Here is a 14,113-nt window from a genome sequence, read left to right as displayed (position 1 = left end):
CTACGGGATGCCGCTGCAGCTCTGGCGAGCGCGCGATCCCGTAGCTGTAGCGCAGCACGGCTAGCGCGTGTTCGCGACGAGGTAGCTCGTCTCGACCGCGTTCGCGTCCTCGCCGGGCTGGGCGAGGCGCACTTCCGCGCCCTGGGTGTTGATCACGTGCGTGATGCTGCCGCTGCCGTCGAGGAAGCGGGTCACCATGTCGGTGAACTGCACACCGTGCGTCACCGGCGCCTGAATCGCGGATGATTCGACGATGTCGACCCCCTGGTTGAAGTAGGAGTAGACGCCGAGGCCGTACGCGGTGTGCGTGCGCACGCGGTCGCCGACGCGATACGAGGCGTAGCCGTCGCGGGCGGTGTGCCCTGAGCGGTCCGTCCAGGCAGCCTGGCTTGGCACGTCGTAGGGCAGCTCGCTCTGGTAGAACACGGTCGTGCCGCGTTCGCCGTTCCACACCACTTGGTTCCTCTGGTAATGCTCGACGAACAGCCCTGTCGCGGTGACGTCGTCGCCGTTCACGGCGAGGCCGGTGTTCGCGGTGTTCTGCGTCCAGCCGACGCCTGTGCCGTGATCAGCCCGCCACGACCAGATGTCGTCGAGGATCACGTGGCTCGAGTTCACCTGGATCGCCGTGTCGACCGAGCCCGGCTCGGCGCCGCCGATGCGCACGAACACATCGGAGAGCAGAGCGGGGTCGGATGCCTGCGACGCGTGCGCACCGCGGTTGCCGTGGGTCGTGCCGATCTGAACGAGCACGGCCGACGTCTTCGCGCCCGCGTCGACCGTGATGCCCGAGATCACCGAGCCCTTCACGTCTGCGGTGGTGAGCGCCGCGTTGCCGCGGGTCGGCACGAGCGTCGGCAGGCCGAGGCCGAGCACCACGGTGTCGGGGCGCTTCACCTCGATCGGCTGCGCATAGCGGTACACGCCCGGGGTGAGGATCAGGCTCTTGCCCTGCGCGAGCGCGGCGTTGATCTTCTGCACCGGGTCGGAGGGCTTGGCGATGAAGACGTCCTTCATGGCGAGGGAGCGGCCGGCTGAGGCATCCGTCGACCAATTCACCCCGCTCGTGTCGGCGCGCGCCTTCGGAACGAACACGCGGTACTGCCCGCCCGAGTAATAGAGGAACGGCGCATCGCGCGTGACGGGCGTCGTCGCCAGCGTCGTCATCGGCGGCGTCGGGAAGGACTGCGCCGGGGCTCCCGTGACGCCCGAGAAGACCATGTTCCAGACGCTGCCGTTCCACGAGCCGATCGACGAGTCGCGGGTGTACCACTGCTGCTGCGAGCCCGAGATGACCTGGCCCGAGACTTTCGAGTTCGCGAGGTAGCCGCCGCTCGAGTAGCCGCCGAAGCGCGGGAACAGCGAGAGGTTGCCCTCGATGTCGACGCGCCGAAGCGGCGCGGCCTGCGAGACGGCCCAGGTGAGCTGGCCGGCGTCGGCGTCGCCCTCGGTGAAGACGCCGGGCACGACACCCGGGAACTCGCCGTCGGTGTAGGTGTTCGCCGCGATGTCGGCCTCGGTGGCCTTCTGGATCGGGTTGATCCTCACGTTCGACAGCGAGCGCCAGAAGTTGGTGAGCGCCGTCTCGCCGCCGGCCCACGGCATCGCCTGGTGGTTCGCCTGGCCGTCGGAGTGGATCGCGCCGTTGATCGTGACGTCGTCGGGGGATGCCCCGAGCCCGGCCACCTGCTCGTAATAGCCCACCGCGCCGTTCACAAGGTCGGCGGTCGGCTGGGTCGACCCGTCGGTGCCGGTCGCGCTGCCGTAGCTGCCCGGTTTGAAGAGCACGGCGTGGCGGTTCGTCGAGAACTCGCTCTCGGCGCCCGCAGCGGCCAGGGCCTTGTTGATGTCGGCGACCGACCACGTCGGGTCGACGATCGTGACATCAGGGCCGAAATCAGGATCGCCGGGGGCGTGCCCGGGCTGGTGGAGCGGGGATGCCTGTGCGGCTGAGGCCGCGAAGCCGATTCCGGAGACGACGAGCAGAGCCGCCGTCGTGAAGGCCGACCTTCTGATGCGCGTGCGCGCGCCTGTGTTCACGCTGTTCTCCTTTGAACAACCGGTGTGAAGCCCAGGCTGTCCCGGCGGCCGCGGCCCGTCAAGTGAGGTCGCGCCGATAGTGTGGCATCCGTGCCGTCGCTCGAAGAGAAGGTCCGCCTGCTGACCGGTGAGACCTCGTTCACCAGCTATGCGACCCCGTCCCTCGGCCTTGAGGCGATCACGTTCAGCGACGGGCCGATCGGCATCCGCGGCATCGCCGAACCCGCGCCGACAGCGGCGCAGCTGCCGAACCCGTCGGCGGTCGCCGCCGCCTGGGACCGCGAGTTCACGGCGCGCCTCGGCGCCCTCATCGGGCAGGAGGCGAAGCGGCTCGGCGTCGATGTCGTGCTCGCGCCCGTCGTGAACCTGCAGCGCACGCCGGTCGGCGGGCGGCATTTCGAGATGTACAGCGAGGACCCCGTGCTCACGGCCGACACAATGGTCGCGTTCGTGCGCGCCGTGCAGGCCGAGGGCGTCGGCGTGTGCGTCAAGCATTTCGTCGGCAACGAGTCCGAGACCGAGCGCACCGAATACGTCGCGCGGATTCCCGAGCAGGCCCTGCGCGAGGTGTACCTCGCGCCGTTCGAGTCTGCCGTCAAGCGGGCGGGCGCCTGGTCGGTCATGGCCGCGTACAACCGCGTCGAGGCCGGCGGCGAGATCGCACAGGCCACGGATCACGGATTCCTGATCAACGGCGTCCTCAAGGGCGAATGGGGCTTCGACGGCGTCGTCGTCAGCGACTGGCTCGCCACGAAGACGACCGTCGAAGCGGCGCTCGGCGGCCTCGACCTCGTCATGCCCGGGCCCGGCGGCCCGTGGGAGCAGAAGCTGCTCGCCGCCGTCGCCGCGGGCGAGGTGCCCGAGAGCGTGATCGACGACAAGGTCGTGCGGATCGCGCGGTTGGCGCAGAGGGTCGGGAAGGCGACGGATGCCGCGGGTGAGCTTTCCGCGGGGGAGAAGGGTCTCGATACGCCGGCGGAGCCGGCTACTCGACCATCGGACGTCTCTGCCCTGCTGCGGGAGGCCGTGGCGCAGGCATCCGTCGTCCTCCGCAATGAGAACGCGATGCTGCCGCTCGATCCGGGATCGGTCGCCAGCATCGCGCTGATCGGCCCGAACGCGGTCGAGCCGTTCGTGCAGGGCGGCGGCAGCGCCTTCGTGAACGCGCCCTATCTCGTCACCCCGGAGGACGGCTTGCGCGAGGCCTTCCCCGAGGCCGAGCTCACCATGCACCGCGGGGTCTCGTCGCGCCGTTTCGCGCACCCCATCGACCCCGAGCTCGTCACGACCGCCGATGGCGAGCCGGGCTACACGCTCGAGCTGCTCGACGCCGACGGCGATCTCGTCGGCGACCCGCTCGTCGTGCCGGCGAGCGAGGGCTGGAACCGCGGCGTCGCGGACGACGCCCGGTCCGCCGTCGTCACGGCCCGCGTGACGCTGTCGACGCCCGGCGCGCACCGGGTCGAGGCCGGGCTGTCGGGCATCCACACGGCATGGTTCGACGGCGAGCTGGTGAGCGAATCCGACGAGTTCGCCGACGCGAACGTGATCCTGGACTCCTCGGCCAACCACCCCATCGGGCCGAGCACCGTGGTCGAGGTGGCCGACGGCGAGACGAAGGTCGTCGAGATCAGGGTCGAATGCCAGGTGGTGGATGCCGCGGCCTATGGTCGCTTCGTGCGGTTCGAGCTGCGGCACGATGCCGAGGCTCAGAGCGATGCGGATGCCGAGCTCGAGGCAGCCGTCAGCGCGGCATCCGCCGCCGATGTCGCGATCGTGATCGTCGGCACCAATGAAGAGGTCGAGTCAGAGGGGTGGGACCGGCAGCGTCTGGCCCTGCCCGGCCGTCAGGACGAGCTCGTGGCGCGCGTCGCTGCCGCGAACCCGCGCACCGTGGTCGTGGTGAACGCGGGCGAGCCCGTCATCCTCCCGTGGCTCGACGAGGTGCCCGCCGTGCTGTGGTGGTGGCTGCCCGGGCAGGAGGCGGGGCACGGCCTCGCCGACGCGCTCACGGGCGCCGTCGAGCCGAGCGGCCGCCTGCCGTGGACCCTGCCGGCGACCGAGGCCGACGTGCCCGTTCCCGACGCCGTACCCGTCGACGGGGTCGTCGAATACACCGAGGGTGTGCACGTCGGCTATCGGGGCTGGGAGCGGCTCGGTCGCGTCCCCGCGCGGCCCTTCGGCTTCGGCCTCGGCTACGGCACCTGGCGCCTCGGCATCCCGATCGCCGCCGAGGAGTGGAGCCCCGACGACACGCTGCCCGTCACGGTCGCCCTCACCAACGACGGCGAGCGCGACGCACGCGGTGTCGTGCAGTTCTACCTGTCGGGGCCGACCGACGTCGACGGTGACGGCGGCTGGGACAGGCCGAAACGCTGGCTCGCGGGGTACGCCGCGCAGGACGTGCTGGCGGGCCGGGTGGTGGCGCTGACGCTGCGGATTCCGCGCCGCGCCTTCGAGGTGTGGAGCGTCGCCGCACAGAGGTGGGTGCTGCCGTCCGGCGAGTACACGATCCGTGCGGCATCCGATGCTCGCGATCCGGGTCAGACCGTGACGATCGCGCTCTGACCGCGTCCGGCCCCGCTGATCGAGTAGCCCGCGCGAAGCGTGGGCGTATCGAGACCCATTCCTTGCGAGGGAGGGGTCTCGATACGCGCTGTGTGCTACTCGACCAGCGAAGCGGAGGCGCGGGTTCAGCGCTGTGTGAGAGCCGTCTGCGCCGCCGTCTCGAGCCCGTCGATCGCGGCCGTGACGGCGGCAAGCTGCTCGGGCGGAAGCGTCGACAGCAGGGCGGCCACCCGTTCGGCGCGCTCGAAGCGCGCGCGGCGGATGGCATCGACCCCGGCATCCGTCGCCACGACGAAGAACGAACGGCCGTCCGTCGGATCGGGGCGACGGGTGACCAGGCCGCGCTCCTCGAGGACGGCGACGAGGCGGGTCATGGTCGGGGCGGCCACCGCCTCGAGCCGGGCGAGGTCGCCCGGGCGGATCTCGCCGACGCGCACGACGCTGCCGAGTGCCGAGATGAGTCCGTGGCTGATGCCGTCGCGTGTCGGTCGGATGCGCCGGTTGATCCGGCCGATCGCGACGGCGAGCCGCGTGGCGAAGTCGTTCTCCTCGGGCGCAGGCAGCTCGGTGCTCGTGCTCTCGGTCTGATCCGTCGCGGTCATGCCTTCGCCTTATCTCCTACCTCAGGAAGAGACCGCTTCGGCCTCGTGCGCTTCGATGGATTCTGCCACGGCCTGCACATCGTGAACGTAGTGTTTGCCGCGAATGAGCGAGGCGACGGCGGCGATGACCGACATCGCGGCCGCGGCGATGAACACGACCACGAGGCCGTCGTGGAACGCGCCCGAGATGAGGTGCGGGAAGAACTCGTTGCCGACGAGCGTCTTCTGCGCCGCCTCGGGCAGCGACGAGAGCACGTTCATGCCGCCCTTGCCGAGCAGGGTGTCCATCGGGTTGTAGCCGAGGAACGCGGCGAACACGCTCGACACCGGGGGCAGGTGCGAGATCTGGGTCGCGACCTGCGTCGGCACGCTGTTCGCGGTGAGCCCCGAGAACAGCGCCTTCGGCAGGGACGTTGAGAGGCCCGCGATGAGCAGCGAGAAGAAGATGCCCATCGACAGCGAGGTGCCCGAGTTCTGCACCGTGCCGGCCATACCGGAGGCGGAGCCGCGCATGTTGGCGGGCACCGAGTTCATGATGGCTGCGCGGTTCGGGGCCGCGAACATGCCGGAACCGATGCCGTTGAAGAAAGTGATGAGCGCGAACTGCCAGTAGGTGAAGTCGATCGGCAGCACGATCAGCAGCACGAAGGTCGCGGCGACGACCAGCAGACCGGTGGTCGCGAACAGGCGGGGGCCGACGCGGTCGGAGATCGTGCCCGAGAGAGGGCCTGAGATGAGGAATCCGATCGTGATCGGCAGCATCGCGAAGCCGGCCATCAGCGGCGTCTGGTCATAGGCCACGCCGTGCAGCGGCAGCCAGATGCCCTGCAGCCAGATGATCAGCATGAACTGCATGCCGCCGCGGCCGATAGAGGACAGCAGGCCGGCGAGCATCGCCATCGAGAACGCGCGGATCTTGAACAGGCGCATCTCGAACATGGGCGATTTGAGCGCGAGCTCGACGAACACGAAGATCACGAGCACGACGCCGCCGCCGATCAGGCCGGCGAGCACCCAGGGGTTCGTCCAGCCCTCGGTCGAGTCGCCGTAGGGCTGGATGCCGTAGGTGATCGCGGTCAGCAGCGAGGCGAGGCCGATGGCGAACAGGGCGTTGCCCCACCAGTCCATCTTGCCCTCGGCCTTCGCGCCGACCTCGTGCAGGGACAGGTACGACCAGATGGTGCCGATGATGCCCACGGGAACGGAGACGAGGAAGACCCACTCCACGTCGAGCGTGCCGACGTGCCAGCTCAGGTTCGCCAGCAGACCGCCGATGAGCAGGCCGATGAACGAACCCGCGATGGCGGCGACCTGGTTGATGCCGAGGGCCATGCCGCGGCGGTTGGCCGGGAAGGCATCCGTGATGATCGCCGTCGAGTTGCTGAACAGCATGGCGCCGCCGATGCCCTGCACGAAGCGCCAGACGATCAGCCACATCGCGCCGTGGCCGCCGTCGAGTGGGTTGAACGCGAGCGCGATCGACCCGATCGTGAAGACCACGAATCCCAGGTTGTAGATGCGGACTCGGCCGAACATGTCACCCAGGCGCCCGAAGGTGACCACGAGCACCGCGGTGACGAGCAGGTAGCCCATCAGGATCCACAGCAGGTAGCTGACGTTCGCCGAGTCGAGCGGGTTGATGTGGATGCCGGTGAAGATCGCGGGCAGCGAGATGATCACGATCGACGAGTTGATGGTGGCCATCAGGATGCCGAGGGTGGTGTTGCTGAGCGCGACCCACTTGTAGTGCGGGTGGTCTTTGCTGAACAGGGTGTTGGACACGACGGAGGGGTCTCCCAAAGGCAAGTTAGTTGTTGTGTGCTAACTAACTATAGCTCAGCTATCGATGCGCGCACCACCGGGGGCATCGTGATCAGGTGCTCGGCGTGGGCGGGGTGCTCGCGGGCTGAGCCGGAGCCCCCGCCGGTGCAGGGCGGCTACTCCTCGCCGGCCTTTCGCTTCCGGCCGCCCAACAGGATCACGAGCAGCACTGCGACGATCGCGAGCACCACGACGCCGCCCGCGACCGAGATGATCACGATCACCGTGGGCGAGACGGATGCCGACTGCTCGGCGCCCCCGCCCTGAGCCCCTTTCGACTGGGCGGCCGGCGCTCGCACCGCCTTGCCGCACTTCGCCAGCGGTCCGTCGTGCCCGCCGCCGGCCTTCGGACCCTGGTAGTTGAACTGCATCGAGTCGCTCACCGGGTGGCCGTCGGCCGAGACGACCTGCCACGTCACGCGGTAGGAGCCCGGCGCGCCGAGGGCCACCGGCGCGGTGACGCTGCGGCCGTTCACCGAGGCGCAATCCGTCTCGAAGTTGCGCCCTGAGGCATCCGTCACCTGCACGAGCGCGCCGTGACCGCCCTCGTCCAGCACGATGTCATCGAAGGTGAGCGTGACGCTCGGCACCGGCTCGGTCACGGTTGAATTCGCGGCAGGCGTGCTGCTGACCAGGTAGTCGTGCGCGCTCGCCGCGCCCGCGGGCAGCAGCGCGAGCGCTGCCGCCCCGGCGACCGCCGCGATGACCGCGCCGAGGCGCGCCATAACCGGCGCTCGGCGCGGCGATCCGGCGGTTGTGACACTCCTCGGCGCAGGCATCAGACCGCCCTCTTCCGCATCAGGGCCACCACTGCCACGACGAGGCCTGCCGCGCCGATGACCAGTCCCGCGAAGCCGACGACGAGCGCAGCCGTCTCCAAGCCGGAGTGATCGGATGCCGCGACGGAAGCCTCGGGCGCCGGAGTCGCGCTCACGATGCCCGTGTCGCCCGCTGGCGGCGCGTCGTTGATGTACAGCGTCGGGGCGGGGTGCTCGGGCTCCTCGCCGCTCGCGGGCGTCGGCTGGTCCCACTTCACGACAGAGCCGTCTGAGTAGCTCTGGGTCACCGGCAGCAGCACCTTGCCGGTGTCGGGCACCTTGCCGAGCGACAGCGTGAAGACACCGAACTGGCCGGGGGCGATGCCGCCTTCCGTCGCGGTGAAGGTCACCGAGGTGGGAGCCGTGGTGACGGATGTCCCGCTGATCGTCACCGGCTTCGGAAGCGTGCCGGTCGTGACCTTGGCGCTCCAGCCGGGCACGGACTGGTAGCTCACCGAGGTGAACGGGGTGTCGGTCGGCAGCTGGATGGTGAGGCCGACCGTGCTCGCCGTCGCCGACTCGGTCGGCACGCGGAAGCTGACATAGGAGTAGCCGCCCGCGGCGGCCGTGTCGGGGTCGATGCGCACATGGGCGCTGGCCGCAAGGGGCGCGGCGATGGCGAGCGCGGCGCCGGCGGCGATGGCCGCGGCGGCGCGCAGGGTGAAGCGTCTGTTCATGGTTCCAATCCGTTGGTTGAGTCACGGCGCAGCCGTGTGTCGAAACCCCTTCGCCGCTGGAAGGGTCTCGATACGCGCGCCCAGAGCGCGCCACTCGACCAGCGGGTCAGCAGGGGGTGATGGCGAACCGAACCGGAGGGCCGCGGTGGCGCCACGCGCCCGAGAGGAACTGCGGGATCAGCGCGGCAGGGGCGTGCTGCGCCGCGAACACGGGCACCCCGGAGTCGGCGGCCACCGAGATCAGGCGGATGACGCGCACGACGAAGCGGGTCGCGAGCTCAAGCATCCGTTCGATCACATGGTCGCCGTGGCGCACGGCCGCGACCGTGACCAGCACGGCCGCCACGTGCCCGGCCCACATCGACGAGGTCGCGAGGGCGGCGCCCGAGCCGCCGGTCACCTGCAGATGCATGCCCGGCATGCCGGCCATGCCCGCGTCGCCGCTGAAGCGCACGTCGCTCGGCTGGCCGAGTCCGAACAGGAAGTGGAACGCGAACTGGCTGAGCGCGACCGAGAGGGTGAGGCGCCAGAGAGCGGGGCGATGACCCGCGAGCAGCACGCAGGCGGGCGCGGCGAGCACGAAGCTGACCGCGAGGGCGAGCGCGCTCGGCGCAGCGCCGCCGCCCGCGACGTGGAAGAGCGCGGCGACGAAGACCGCGAGGGCGGCAGCGCCTGCACCGCGAAGGGCGCGCTGCTGCCGACGATTCATATCCACAAGAGTAGGGGAGCGGCCCGCGGTGTCAGCCCCGGCGATTACTGTGGGGCGCATGGCCGACCCGATCGTCGATGCGCCCGTGCTGTCTGATGCGGGCACCCCGCTCGAGGTGCTGCACCGTGTCTTCGGCTACAGCGGGTTCCGCGGCGACCAGGCGGCGATCATCGACCAGCTCGTCGCGGGCGGCGACGCGGTCGTGCTCATGCCGACGGGCGGCGGCAAGAGCCTGACCTATCAGATCCCGTCGCTGATCCGGCGCGGAACGGGCGTCGTGATCTCCCCGCTCATCGCCCTGATGCAGGACCAGGTGGACGCCTTGCGCGCGGTCGGCGTGCGCGCCGAGTTCCTGAACTCGACCCAGTCGATCGACGAGCGGCGGCAGGTCGAGCGCGACTTCCTCGCCGGCTCGCTCGATCTGCTCTACGTCGCCCCAGAGGGGCTTACGACGCCCCGCGTGCAGGAGCTGCTGAAGCAGGGCGAGATCGCCCTGTTCGCGATCGACGAGGCTCACTGCGTGAGCCAGTGGGGTCACGACTTCCGCCCCGACTACCTGTGGCTGTCGAACCTCGCCGAGCTGTGGCCGAGCGTGCCGCGCATCGCGCTGACGGCGACGGCCACCGAGGCGACGCACCGCGAGCTCACCGAGCGGCTCGCGCTGCAGAACGCGAAGCACTTCGTGGCGAGCTTCGATCGGCCGAACATCCAGTACCGCATCGTCCCGAAAGACGAGGTGCGGCAGCAGCTCGTCGCGTTCATCCGCGAGCAGCAGGCGGCATCGGTGGATGCCGCGGGCGTGCCGGTGCCCGCGGCCGGCATCGTCTACGCGCTGAGCCGCGCGACCGTCGAGAAGACCGCGGAGTTCCTCGTGTCGAAGGGCATCGACGCCATGCCCTACCACGCGGGGCTCGAGGCATCCGTGCGCGCGCGAACGCAGTCGCGCTTTCTGCGCGAGGACGGCGTCGTCATCGTTGCGACGATCGCCTTCGGCATGGGCATCGACAAGCCCGATGTGCGCTTCGTCGCGCACGTCGACCTGCCGAAATCGGTCGAGGGCTACTACCAGGAGACGGGGCGTGCGGGTCGTGACGGGGCGCCGTCGGTGGCATGGCTCGCGTACGGCCTCGCCGACGTCGTGCAGCAGCGTCAGCTGATCGACAAGTCGCCGGGCGACCGGGCGTTCAAGCAGCGCATGGGGCAGCACCTCGACGCGATGCTTGCGCTGTGCGAGACGGTGTCGTGCCGCCGCGTGAACCTGCTGTCGTACTTCGGGCAGGAATACCTCGGCAGCACAGCTGCCTCGGCGGCCGCGGCGCAAGAGCCCACTGGGCTCTTGCCCCCAGCCGCGCCCGCATGCGGCAACTGCGACACCTGCCTCGCGCCGCCCGAGACCTTCGACGGCACGGTGCCCGCACAGAAGCTGCTGTCGACCGTGGTGCGTCTCAAGCGCGAGCGCAACCAGCAGTTCGGCGCCGGGCACCTGATCGACATCCTGATGGGCAAGGTCACGCCGCGCGTCTCGCAGCACGGCCACGACCGGCTCGCGACCTGGGGCATCGGCAACGAGCTCAATCAGGCGCAGTGGCGAGGCGTGGTGCGCCAGCTTCTTGCGACGGGATTGCTGGCGGTGAGCGACGACGGCTACGGCACGCTGGTGATCACGGATGCCTCGACGGCGGTGTTGCGCGGCGAGCGCCGCGTCGAGCTGCGCCGCGACGTGCACGAGTCGGCCGGCCGAGCGACCGCGCGCACGCCGCGGGTGCGCGTCGGTGAGGCCGAGCTGCCCGAGGCGGCGCGTCCGCTCTTCGAGGCGCTGCGCGAATGGCGCGCCGCCACCGCCCGCGAGCAGTCGGTGCCCGCCTATATCGTCTTCGGCGATGCGACGCTGCGCGCGGTGGCCGCCGCCCGGCCCGCGCGGCTCGAAGACCTCGAGGGCATCACGGGCATCGGAGCGAAGAAGCTCGAGCAGTACGGCGAAGCGCTGCTCGAGGTCGTCGCGGCGGCCTGAGTCCCGACGGGAACCTTTTCGCACGCTACGGACATATCCGTGTGACCACTCATCCGAATACCGCGCCATTGGGGGACCACATGCCTGAATCACGTCGTCGGCCTATCAAGCAGTGGGCGCCTCTCGGCAGTCTGCTCGGAGCCGTCGCCGGCAGCGGCGTCGGGGCCTCACTGGGCCAGCCGCACTCCTGGGCCTGGTTCCTGGGCGGCGCCGCGGCCGTCTGGGTCGTTGCCGGTGCCGAAGCGCTGCGCCGCCGCGGCCGAGCGCATGCCCAGAGCGGCGGCGAAGGCTAGATATCCTGGCGGCTACTCTTTCGCGGCTGCTGCGGCGTTCACGGCTTGCTCGACGAGGTAGCTGAGGTCCAGCGGCCTCGTGGCCGGAAGGTCGAGGTCTTCGGGGCGTGCCGTGGTGTCGCTCATGTGGTCTCCAAGGACGTGCTGGCTTGACGAGTCGTCATGAGGGATATGTCCGCTGCGCGGAAAAGGTTCCACTGCTGCCCACCCCCAGAACTGGGGTCACGCTGCGACGGTAAATCATGGAACCCCGGCGACTCCTTCGGACATACACATGCGTGCGGGCGGCTGCGGCCGCGCAGGTCCTACGGAAGAAGGAGCACCAATGGCAAGAAAAGTGTTCGGCCTCGTTGCGTCAACTGCCGCCGCAGCGCTCATGATCGGTGGCTTCGCTCTGCCCGCGCACGCGGACGCGACGACGGACACCACCTGGCCGTCACCTCGACCACCTGGCACGGGTGCGAGATCGGGAAGCTCACGGGTATTTGCTTTGACAAGGTCCAGACCGCAAAGTGGTACCAGGGTGGCCTCTACTCAGGGAGCATCGTCAACTCCTAGTTAGGGAGAGCTGGAGCAATGACCGCTATTCAGCCCAGTCCGCGCATCAACACACTCGCAATCATCTCGATCATCACCGCCGTGGTCTTCGCGCCTCTGGGAATTGCTCTTGGCATCGCGGCGCTGCTCCAAACGAAAAAGCGTGGCGAGCGCGGCCGAGGGCTTGCCATAGCCGCGATCGTCATCGGCGGCGCACTCATCGTGCTGAGCTCGCTGTCCATGGCGTTTTGGGTGGGATCATCCCCGACGAGCTATCACGTCTAGGCGAAACAGTGCCCAGCGAACATACAGCTGTGTGGGGCCGATTGCGCCCGTGCCGGCGCTCTGCGGAAGGGAAACCGAGCCATGCGGTTCGCATCACGCCCATCGGCGCGAGCCACTATTGCGCGGTGGGATGAGCCATGATCCACGCGGTTGTCTCGTTCGTGGGAGTCTGCTTGGGCATTCTGATGGCTTCCACCCGCGTGCCTCAGGTGCGCTGGCTGCCGATGATCAGCGCGAGGCTGCTGGTGATCACCGCAGTGGTCGTGCTCATCAGCTATGAGCGCCGTTCGCTTCTCGACGGCCTGCTGCTGGTCGTGGCGGCGATCGTCGCGTCGGCACTGACGGGCGGCTATCTCTGGAGCCGTGAGGGCCTTCGGCCATCGATGTCGTTCTGGAGTTGGGTGTGGGTGGACCTCACGAACCCCGGCTATGCGCGCGGGCTACGCCGCGCTGAACATTTCCAGGAGCCGCTTTGAAGCATTGGTCGCCGCATGACGCGCTGAGGCCGCAGGCGCCATGACGCTGAGCGCCGTGCGCAGCGTCCGGCGCAGCAGTCGCCGCCGCGGCGGTCATTCGCGGTCAAGCCCACCGGCCAGTTCGGCTGAGCGGCCGGGAGCGGGCAGCAGCCTGTGGCTCACCCTTTGAGCGGAGCGAGGCCGATCGACTGGCAGAGGTCGCGGCCGTCGCCGGGGACCACCGCGGCGCTGCTGTCCTTCATGACGCACACGGTGAGGTGCTCGGGGACCTTGCCCGGCGGGTTGCTCGAGGCTGTCGGGTCAAAGCCCGGCTCGAAGACGCCCTGCCGCCACATCTGGGTGCACAGGGCCACGGCGTCGGTGACTCTAGGGGTGCCAGAGGCCTGCGCGAGGGTGGCGGAGGAGTCGGGGTACTTCCCGCCGATGCCCTTGTGCGCCGAGGACAGGCAGTGCACGAGGGACGTGTCGCTCACGCTGCGCGCCTTCACGACGACGCCGGCGCCGACGCCGGCACTCGCGGCGACCAGCACGCCGACCGAGCCCCAGACCGCCCAGCGCCGTCGGGTGCGCCGCTGCCGGGCAGCAGGCGCTGCCTCGAGCGTTTCGAGGAGCACGCCGCGGATCGCGTCATCGCGCGGCGGCGCCACCAGCTTGTCGTCCGGACTCACGGCTCACCTCCTCCAACAGGCTCCCACCCGTGCTCGCCGGCCGCGAGCCGCCCAGCAGCTCCCGCAGCTTCTCACGGGCTCGATGGAGGCGTGACTTCACGGTTCCCACCGGCAGATCGAGCGCCGCGGCCGCCTGCGACAGCGTCAGCCCGTCCATCAGGCACAGCTGCACCACCATGCGCTCCCGCGGGTTCAGTCGGGAGAGCGCATCCCGCAGGGCGCGCAACTCCTCCAGTCCGTCGACGGTCTCGGCGACGGCCGCAGCGACGTCCGGCTCGGGCACCGGCGCAGGCAGCTTCGCGAGGGCGATGCGGTGGCGGCGCTTCGCGCGCTCCAGGTTCAGAGCCACGAGCCCCGCGGTCGTGTACAGCCATGGCAGGAGGGACCCCTCCACGATCCGCACGTCCTTGCGGCGGCGCCAGACCTCGAGGAAGACGATCGCGACGACCTCCTCCGCATCGCTCACGTCGCCCGTCATCACGAACGCCTTGCGGAAGACCTGGCGGCGGTGCCGGTCGTAGATCACGCCGAAGGATGCCGTCGTTCCGCTGAGCACCTCGAGCCAGAGAGCCGCATCGCTCTCGTCGCCACGTGCCCCCGCCATGCCC

The 14,113-nt window shown here is 69.7% G+C and carries 13 protein-coding genes; 5 read left to right on the top strand and 8 right to left on the bottom strand.

All coding sequences use genetic code 11. The annotated features are described in order from the left end of the window. Window positions 1-60 precede the first annotated feature (60 nt). Window positions 61-2,040 (bottom strand): adenylyl cyclase, encoded by a 1,980-nt coding sequence (locus ABD708_RS00360; RefSeq protein ID WP_344751254.1) that lies wholly within the window; start codon window positions 2,038-2,040, stop codon window positions 61-63. Window positions 2,041-2,130: 90 nt separating this feature from the next. Between ABD708_RS00360 and ABD708_RS00355 the strand changes: the two genes are divergently transcribed. After that, window positions 2,131-4,608, top strand: coding sequence for a beta-glucosidase family protein (locus ABD708_RS00355; protein WP_344751253.1), 2,478 nt, complete (start codon window positions 2,131-2,133; stop codon window positions 4,606-4,608). Between the two features lie 125 nt (window positions 4,609-4,733). Here ABD708_RS00355 and ABD708_RS00350 read toward each other — a convergent pair whose 3' ends face one another. The 5 genes from ABD708_RS00350 to ABD708_RS00330 all read right to left on the bottom strand — a co-directional run bounded on the left by ABD708_RS00350 (window position 4,734) and on the right by ABD708_RS00330 (window position 9,235). Continuing rightward, on the bottom strand, window positions 4,734-5,210 hold the full coding sequence (locus tag ABD708_RS00350) for a MarR family winged helix-turn-helix transcriptional regulator (protein ID WP_344751252.1): 477 nt from the start codon (window positions 5,208-5,210) through the stop codon (window positions 4,734-4,736). A 21-nt stretch (window positions 5,211-5,231) separates the two neighbouring features. Next, window positions 5,232-6,992 (bottom strand): MFS transporter, encoded by a 1,761-nt coding sequence (locus ABD708_RS00345; RefSeq protein ID WP_344751251.1) that lies wholly within the window; start codon window positions 6,990-6,992, stop codon window positions 5,232-5,234. Window positions 6,993-7,147: 155 nt separating this feature from the next. After that, window positions 7,148-7,756: a copper resistance CopC family protein gene (locus ABD708_RS00340; RefSeq protein WP_344751249.1), complete on the bottom strand. Its 609-nt coding sequence runs from the start codon at window positions 7,754-7,756 to the stop codon at window positions 7,148-7,150. 53 nt (window positions 7,757-7,809) lie between these two features. Beyond that, on the bottom strand, window positions 7,810-8,526 hold the full coding sequence (locus ABD708_RS00335; RefSeq protein WP_344751248.1) for a YcnI family copper-binding membrane protein: 717 nt from the start codon (window positions 8,524-8,526) through the stop codon (window positions 7,810-7,812). Window positions 8,527-8,632: 106 nt separating this feature from the next. Beyond that, window positions 8,633-9,235, bottom strand: coding sequence for a hypothetical protein (locus tag ABD708_RS00330; protein WP_344751247.1), 603 nt, complete (start codon window positions 9,233-9,235; stop codon window positions 8,633-8,635). A gap of 58 nt (window positions 9,236-9,293) precedes the next feature. Between ABD708_RS00330 and ABD708_RS00325 the strand changes: the two genes are divergently transcribed. From ABD708_RS00325 to ABD708_RS00310, 4 genes are all read left to right on the top strand, one after another. Continuing rightward, the gene (locus ABD708_RS00325) at window positions 9,294-11,246 is read left to right on the top strand and encodes a RecQ family ATP-dependent DNA helicase (protein WP_344751246.1); all 1,953 of its coding nucleotides are present in this window, start codon (window positions 9,294-9,296) and stop codon (window positions 11,244-11,246) included. Window positions 11,247-11,326: 80 nt separating this feature from the next. Further along, window positions 11,327-11,539: a hypothetical protein gene (locus tag ABD708_RS00320; protein ID WP_344751245.1), complete on the top strand. Its 213-nt coding sequence runs from the start codon at window positions 11,327-11,329 to the stop codon at window positions 11,537-11,539. Between the two features lie 576 nt (window positions 11,540-12,115). Further along, window positions 12,116-12,361, top strand: coding sequence for a DUF4190 domain-containing protein (locus ABD708_RS00315; RefSeq protein ID WP_344751244.1), 246 nt, complete (start codon window positions 12,116-12,118; stop codon window positions 12,359-12,361). Between the two features lie 185 nt (window positions 12,362-12,546). Further along, on the top strand, window positions 12,547-12,837 hold the full coding sequence (locus ABD708_RS00310) for a hypothetical protein (RefSeq protein ID WP_344751243.1): 291 nt from the start codon (window positions 12,547-12,549) through the stop codon (window positions 12,835-12,837). Window positions 12,838-12,995: 158 nt separating this feature from the next. On the opposite strand, the gene ABD708_RS00305 is transcribed toward ABD708_RS00310, so the two are convergent. Both ABD708_RS00305 and ABD708_RS00300 read right to left on the bottom strand, forming a co-directional pair. Continuing rightward, window positions 12,996-13,505 (bottom strand): hypothetical protein, encoded by a 510-nt coding sequence (locus ABD708_RS00305; RefSeq protein WP_344751242.1) that lies wholly within the window; start codon window positions 13,503-13,505, stop codon window positions 12,996-12,998. Further along, window positions 13,465-14,109: an RNA polymerase sigma factor gene (locus ABD708_RS00300; RefSeq protein ID WP_344751241.1), complete on the bottom strand. Its 645-nt coding sequence runs from the start codon at window positions 14,107-14,109 to the stop codon at window positions 13,465-13,467. Before ABD708_RS00300 ends, ABD708_RS00305 begins: the two co-directional genes overlap by 41 nt. Window positions 14,110-14,113 lie beyond the last annotated feature (4 nt).

It is taken from the genome of Gryllotalpicola koreensis, assembly GCF_039538185.1.
Classification (GTDB): Bacteria; Actinomycetota; Actinomycetes; order Actinomycetales; family Microbacteriaceae; genus Gryllotalpicola; species Gryllotalpicola koreensis.
This window is presented reverse-complemented; position numbering and strand designations above follow the sequence as displayed.

Coding starts and splice junctions, on each gene's coding strand:
- ABD708_RS00350 (WP_344751252.1), bottom strand. CDS start 5,210: ATGACCGCGACGGATCAGACCGAGAGCACGAGCACCGAGCTGCCTGCG.
- ABD708_RS00340 (WP_344751249.1), bottom strand. CDS start 7,756: ATGGCGCGCCTCGGCGCGGTCATCGCGGCGGTCGCCGGGGCGGCAGCG.
- ABD708_RS00335 (WP_344751248.1), bottom strand. CDS start 8,526: ATGAACAGACGCTTCACCCTGCGCGCCGCCGCGGCCATCGCCGCCGGC.
- ABD708_RS00330 (WP_344751247.1), bottom strand. CDS start 9,235: ATGAATCGTCGGCAGCAGCGCGCCCTTCGCGGTGCAGGCGCTGCCGCC.
- ABD708_RS00325 (WP_344751246.1), top strand. CDS start 9,294: ATGGCCGACCCGATCGTCGATGCGCCCGTGCTGTCTGATGCGGGCACC.
- ABD708_RS00320 (WP_344751245.1), top strand. CDS start 11,327: ATGCCTGAATCACGTCGTCGGCCTATCAAGCAGTGGGCGCCTCTCGGC.
- ABD708_RS00315 (WP_344751244.1), top strand. CDS start 12,116: ATGACCGCTATTCAGCCCAGTCCGCGCATCAACACACTCGCAATCATC.
- ABD708_RS00310 (WP_344751243.1), top strand. CDS start 12,547: ATGGCTTCCACCCGCGTGCCTCAGGTGCGCTGGCTGCCGATGATCAGC.
- ABD708_RS00300 (WP_344751241.1), bottom strand. CDS start 14,109: ATGGCGGGGGCACGTGGCGACGAGAGCGATGCGGCTCTCTGGCTCGAG.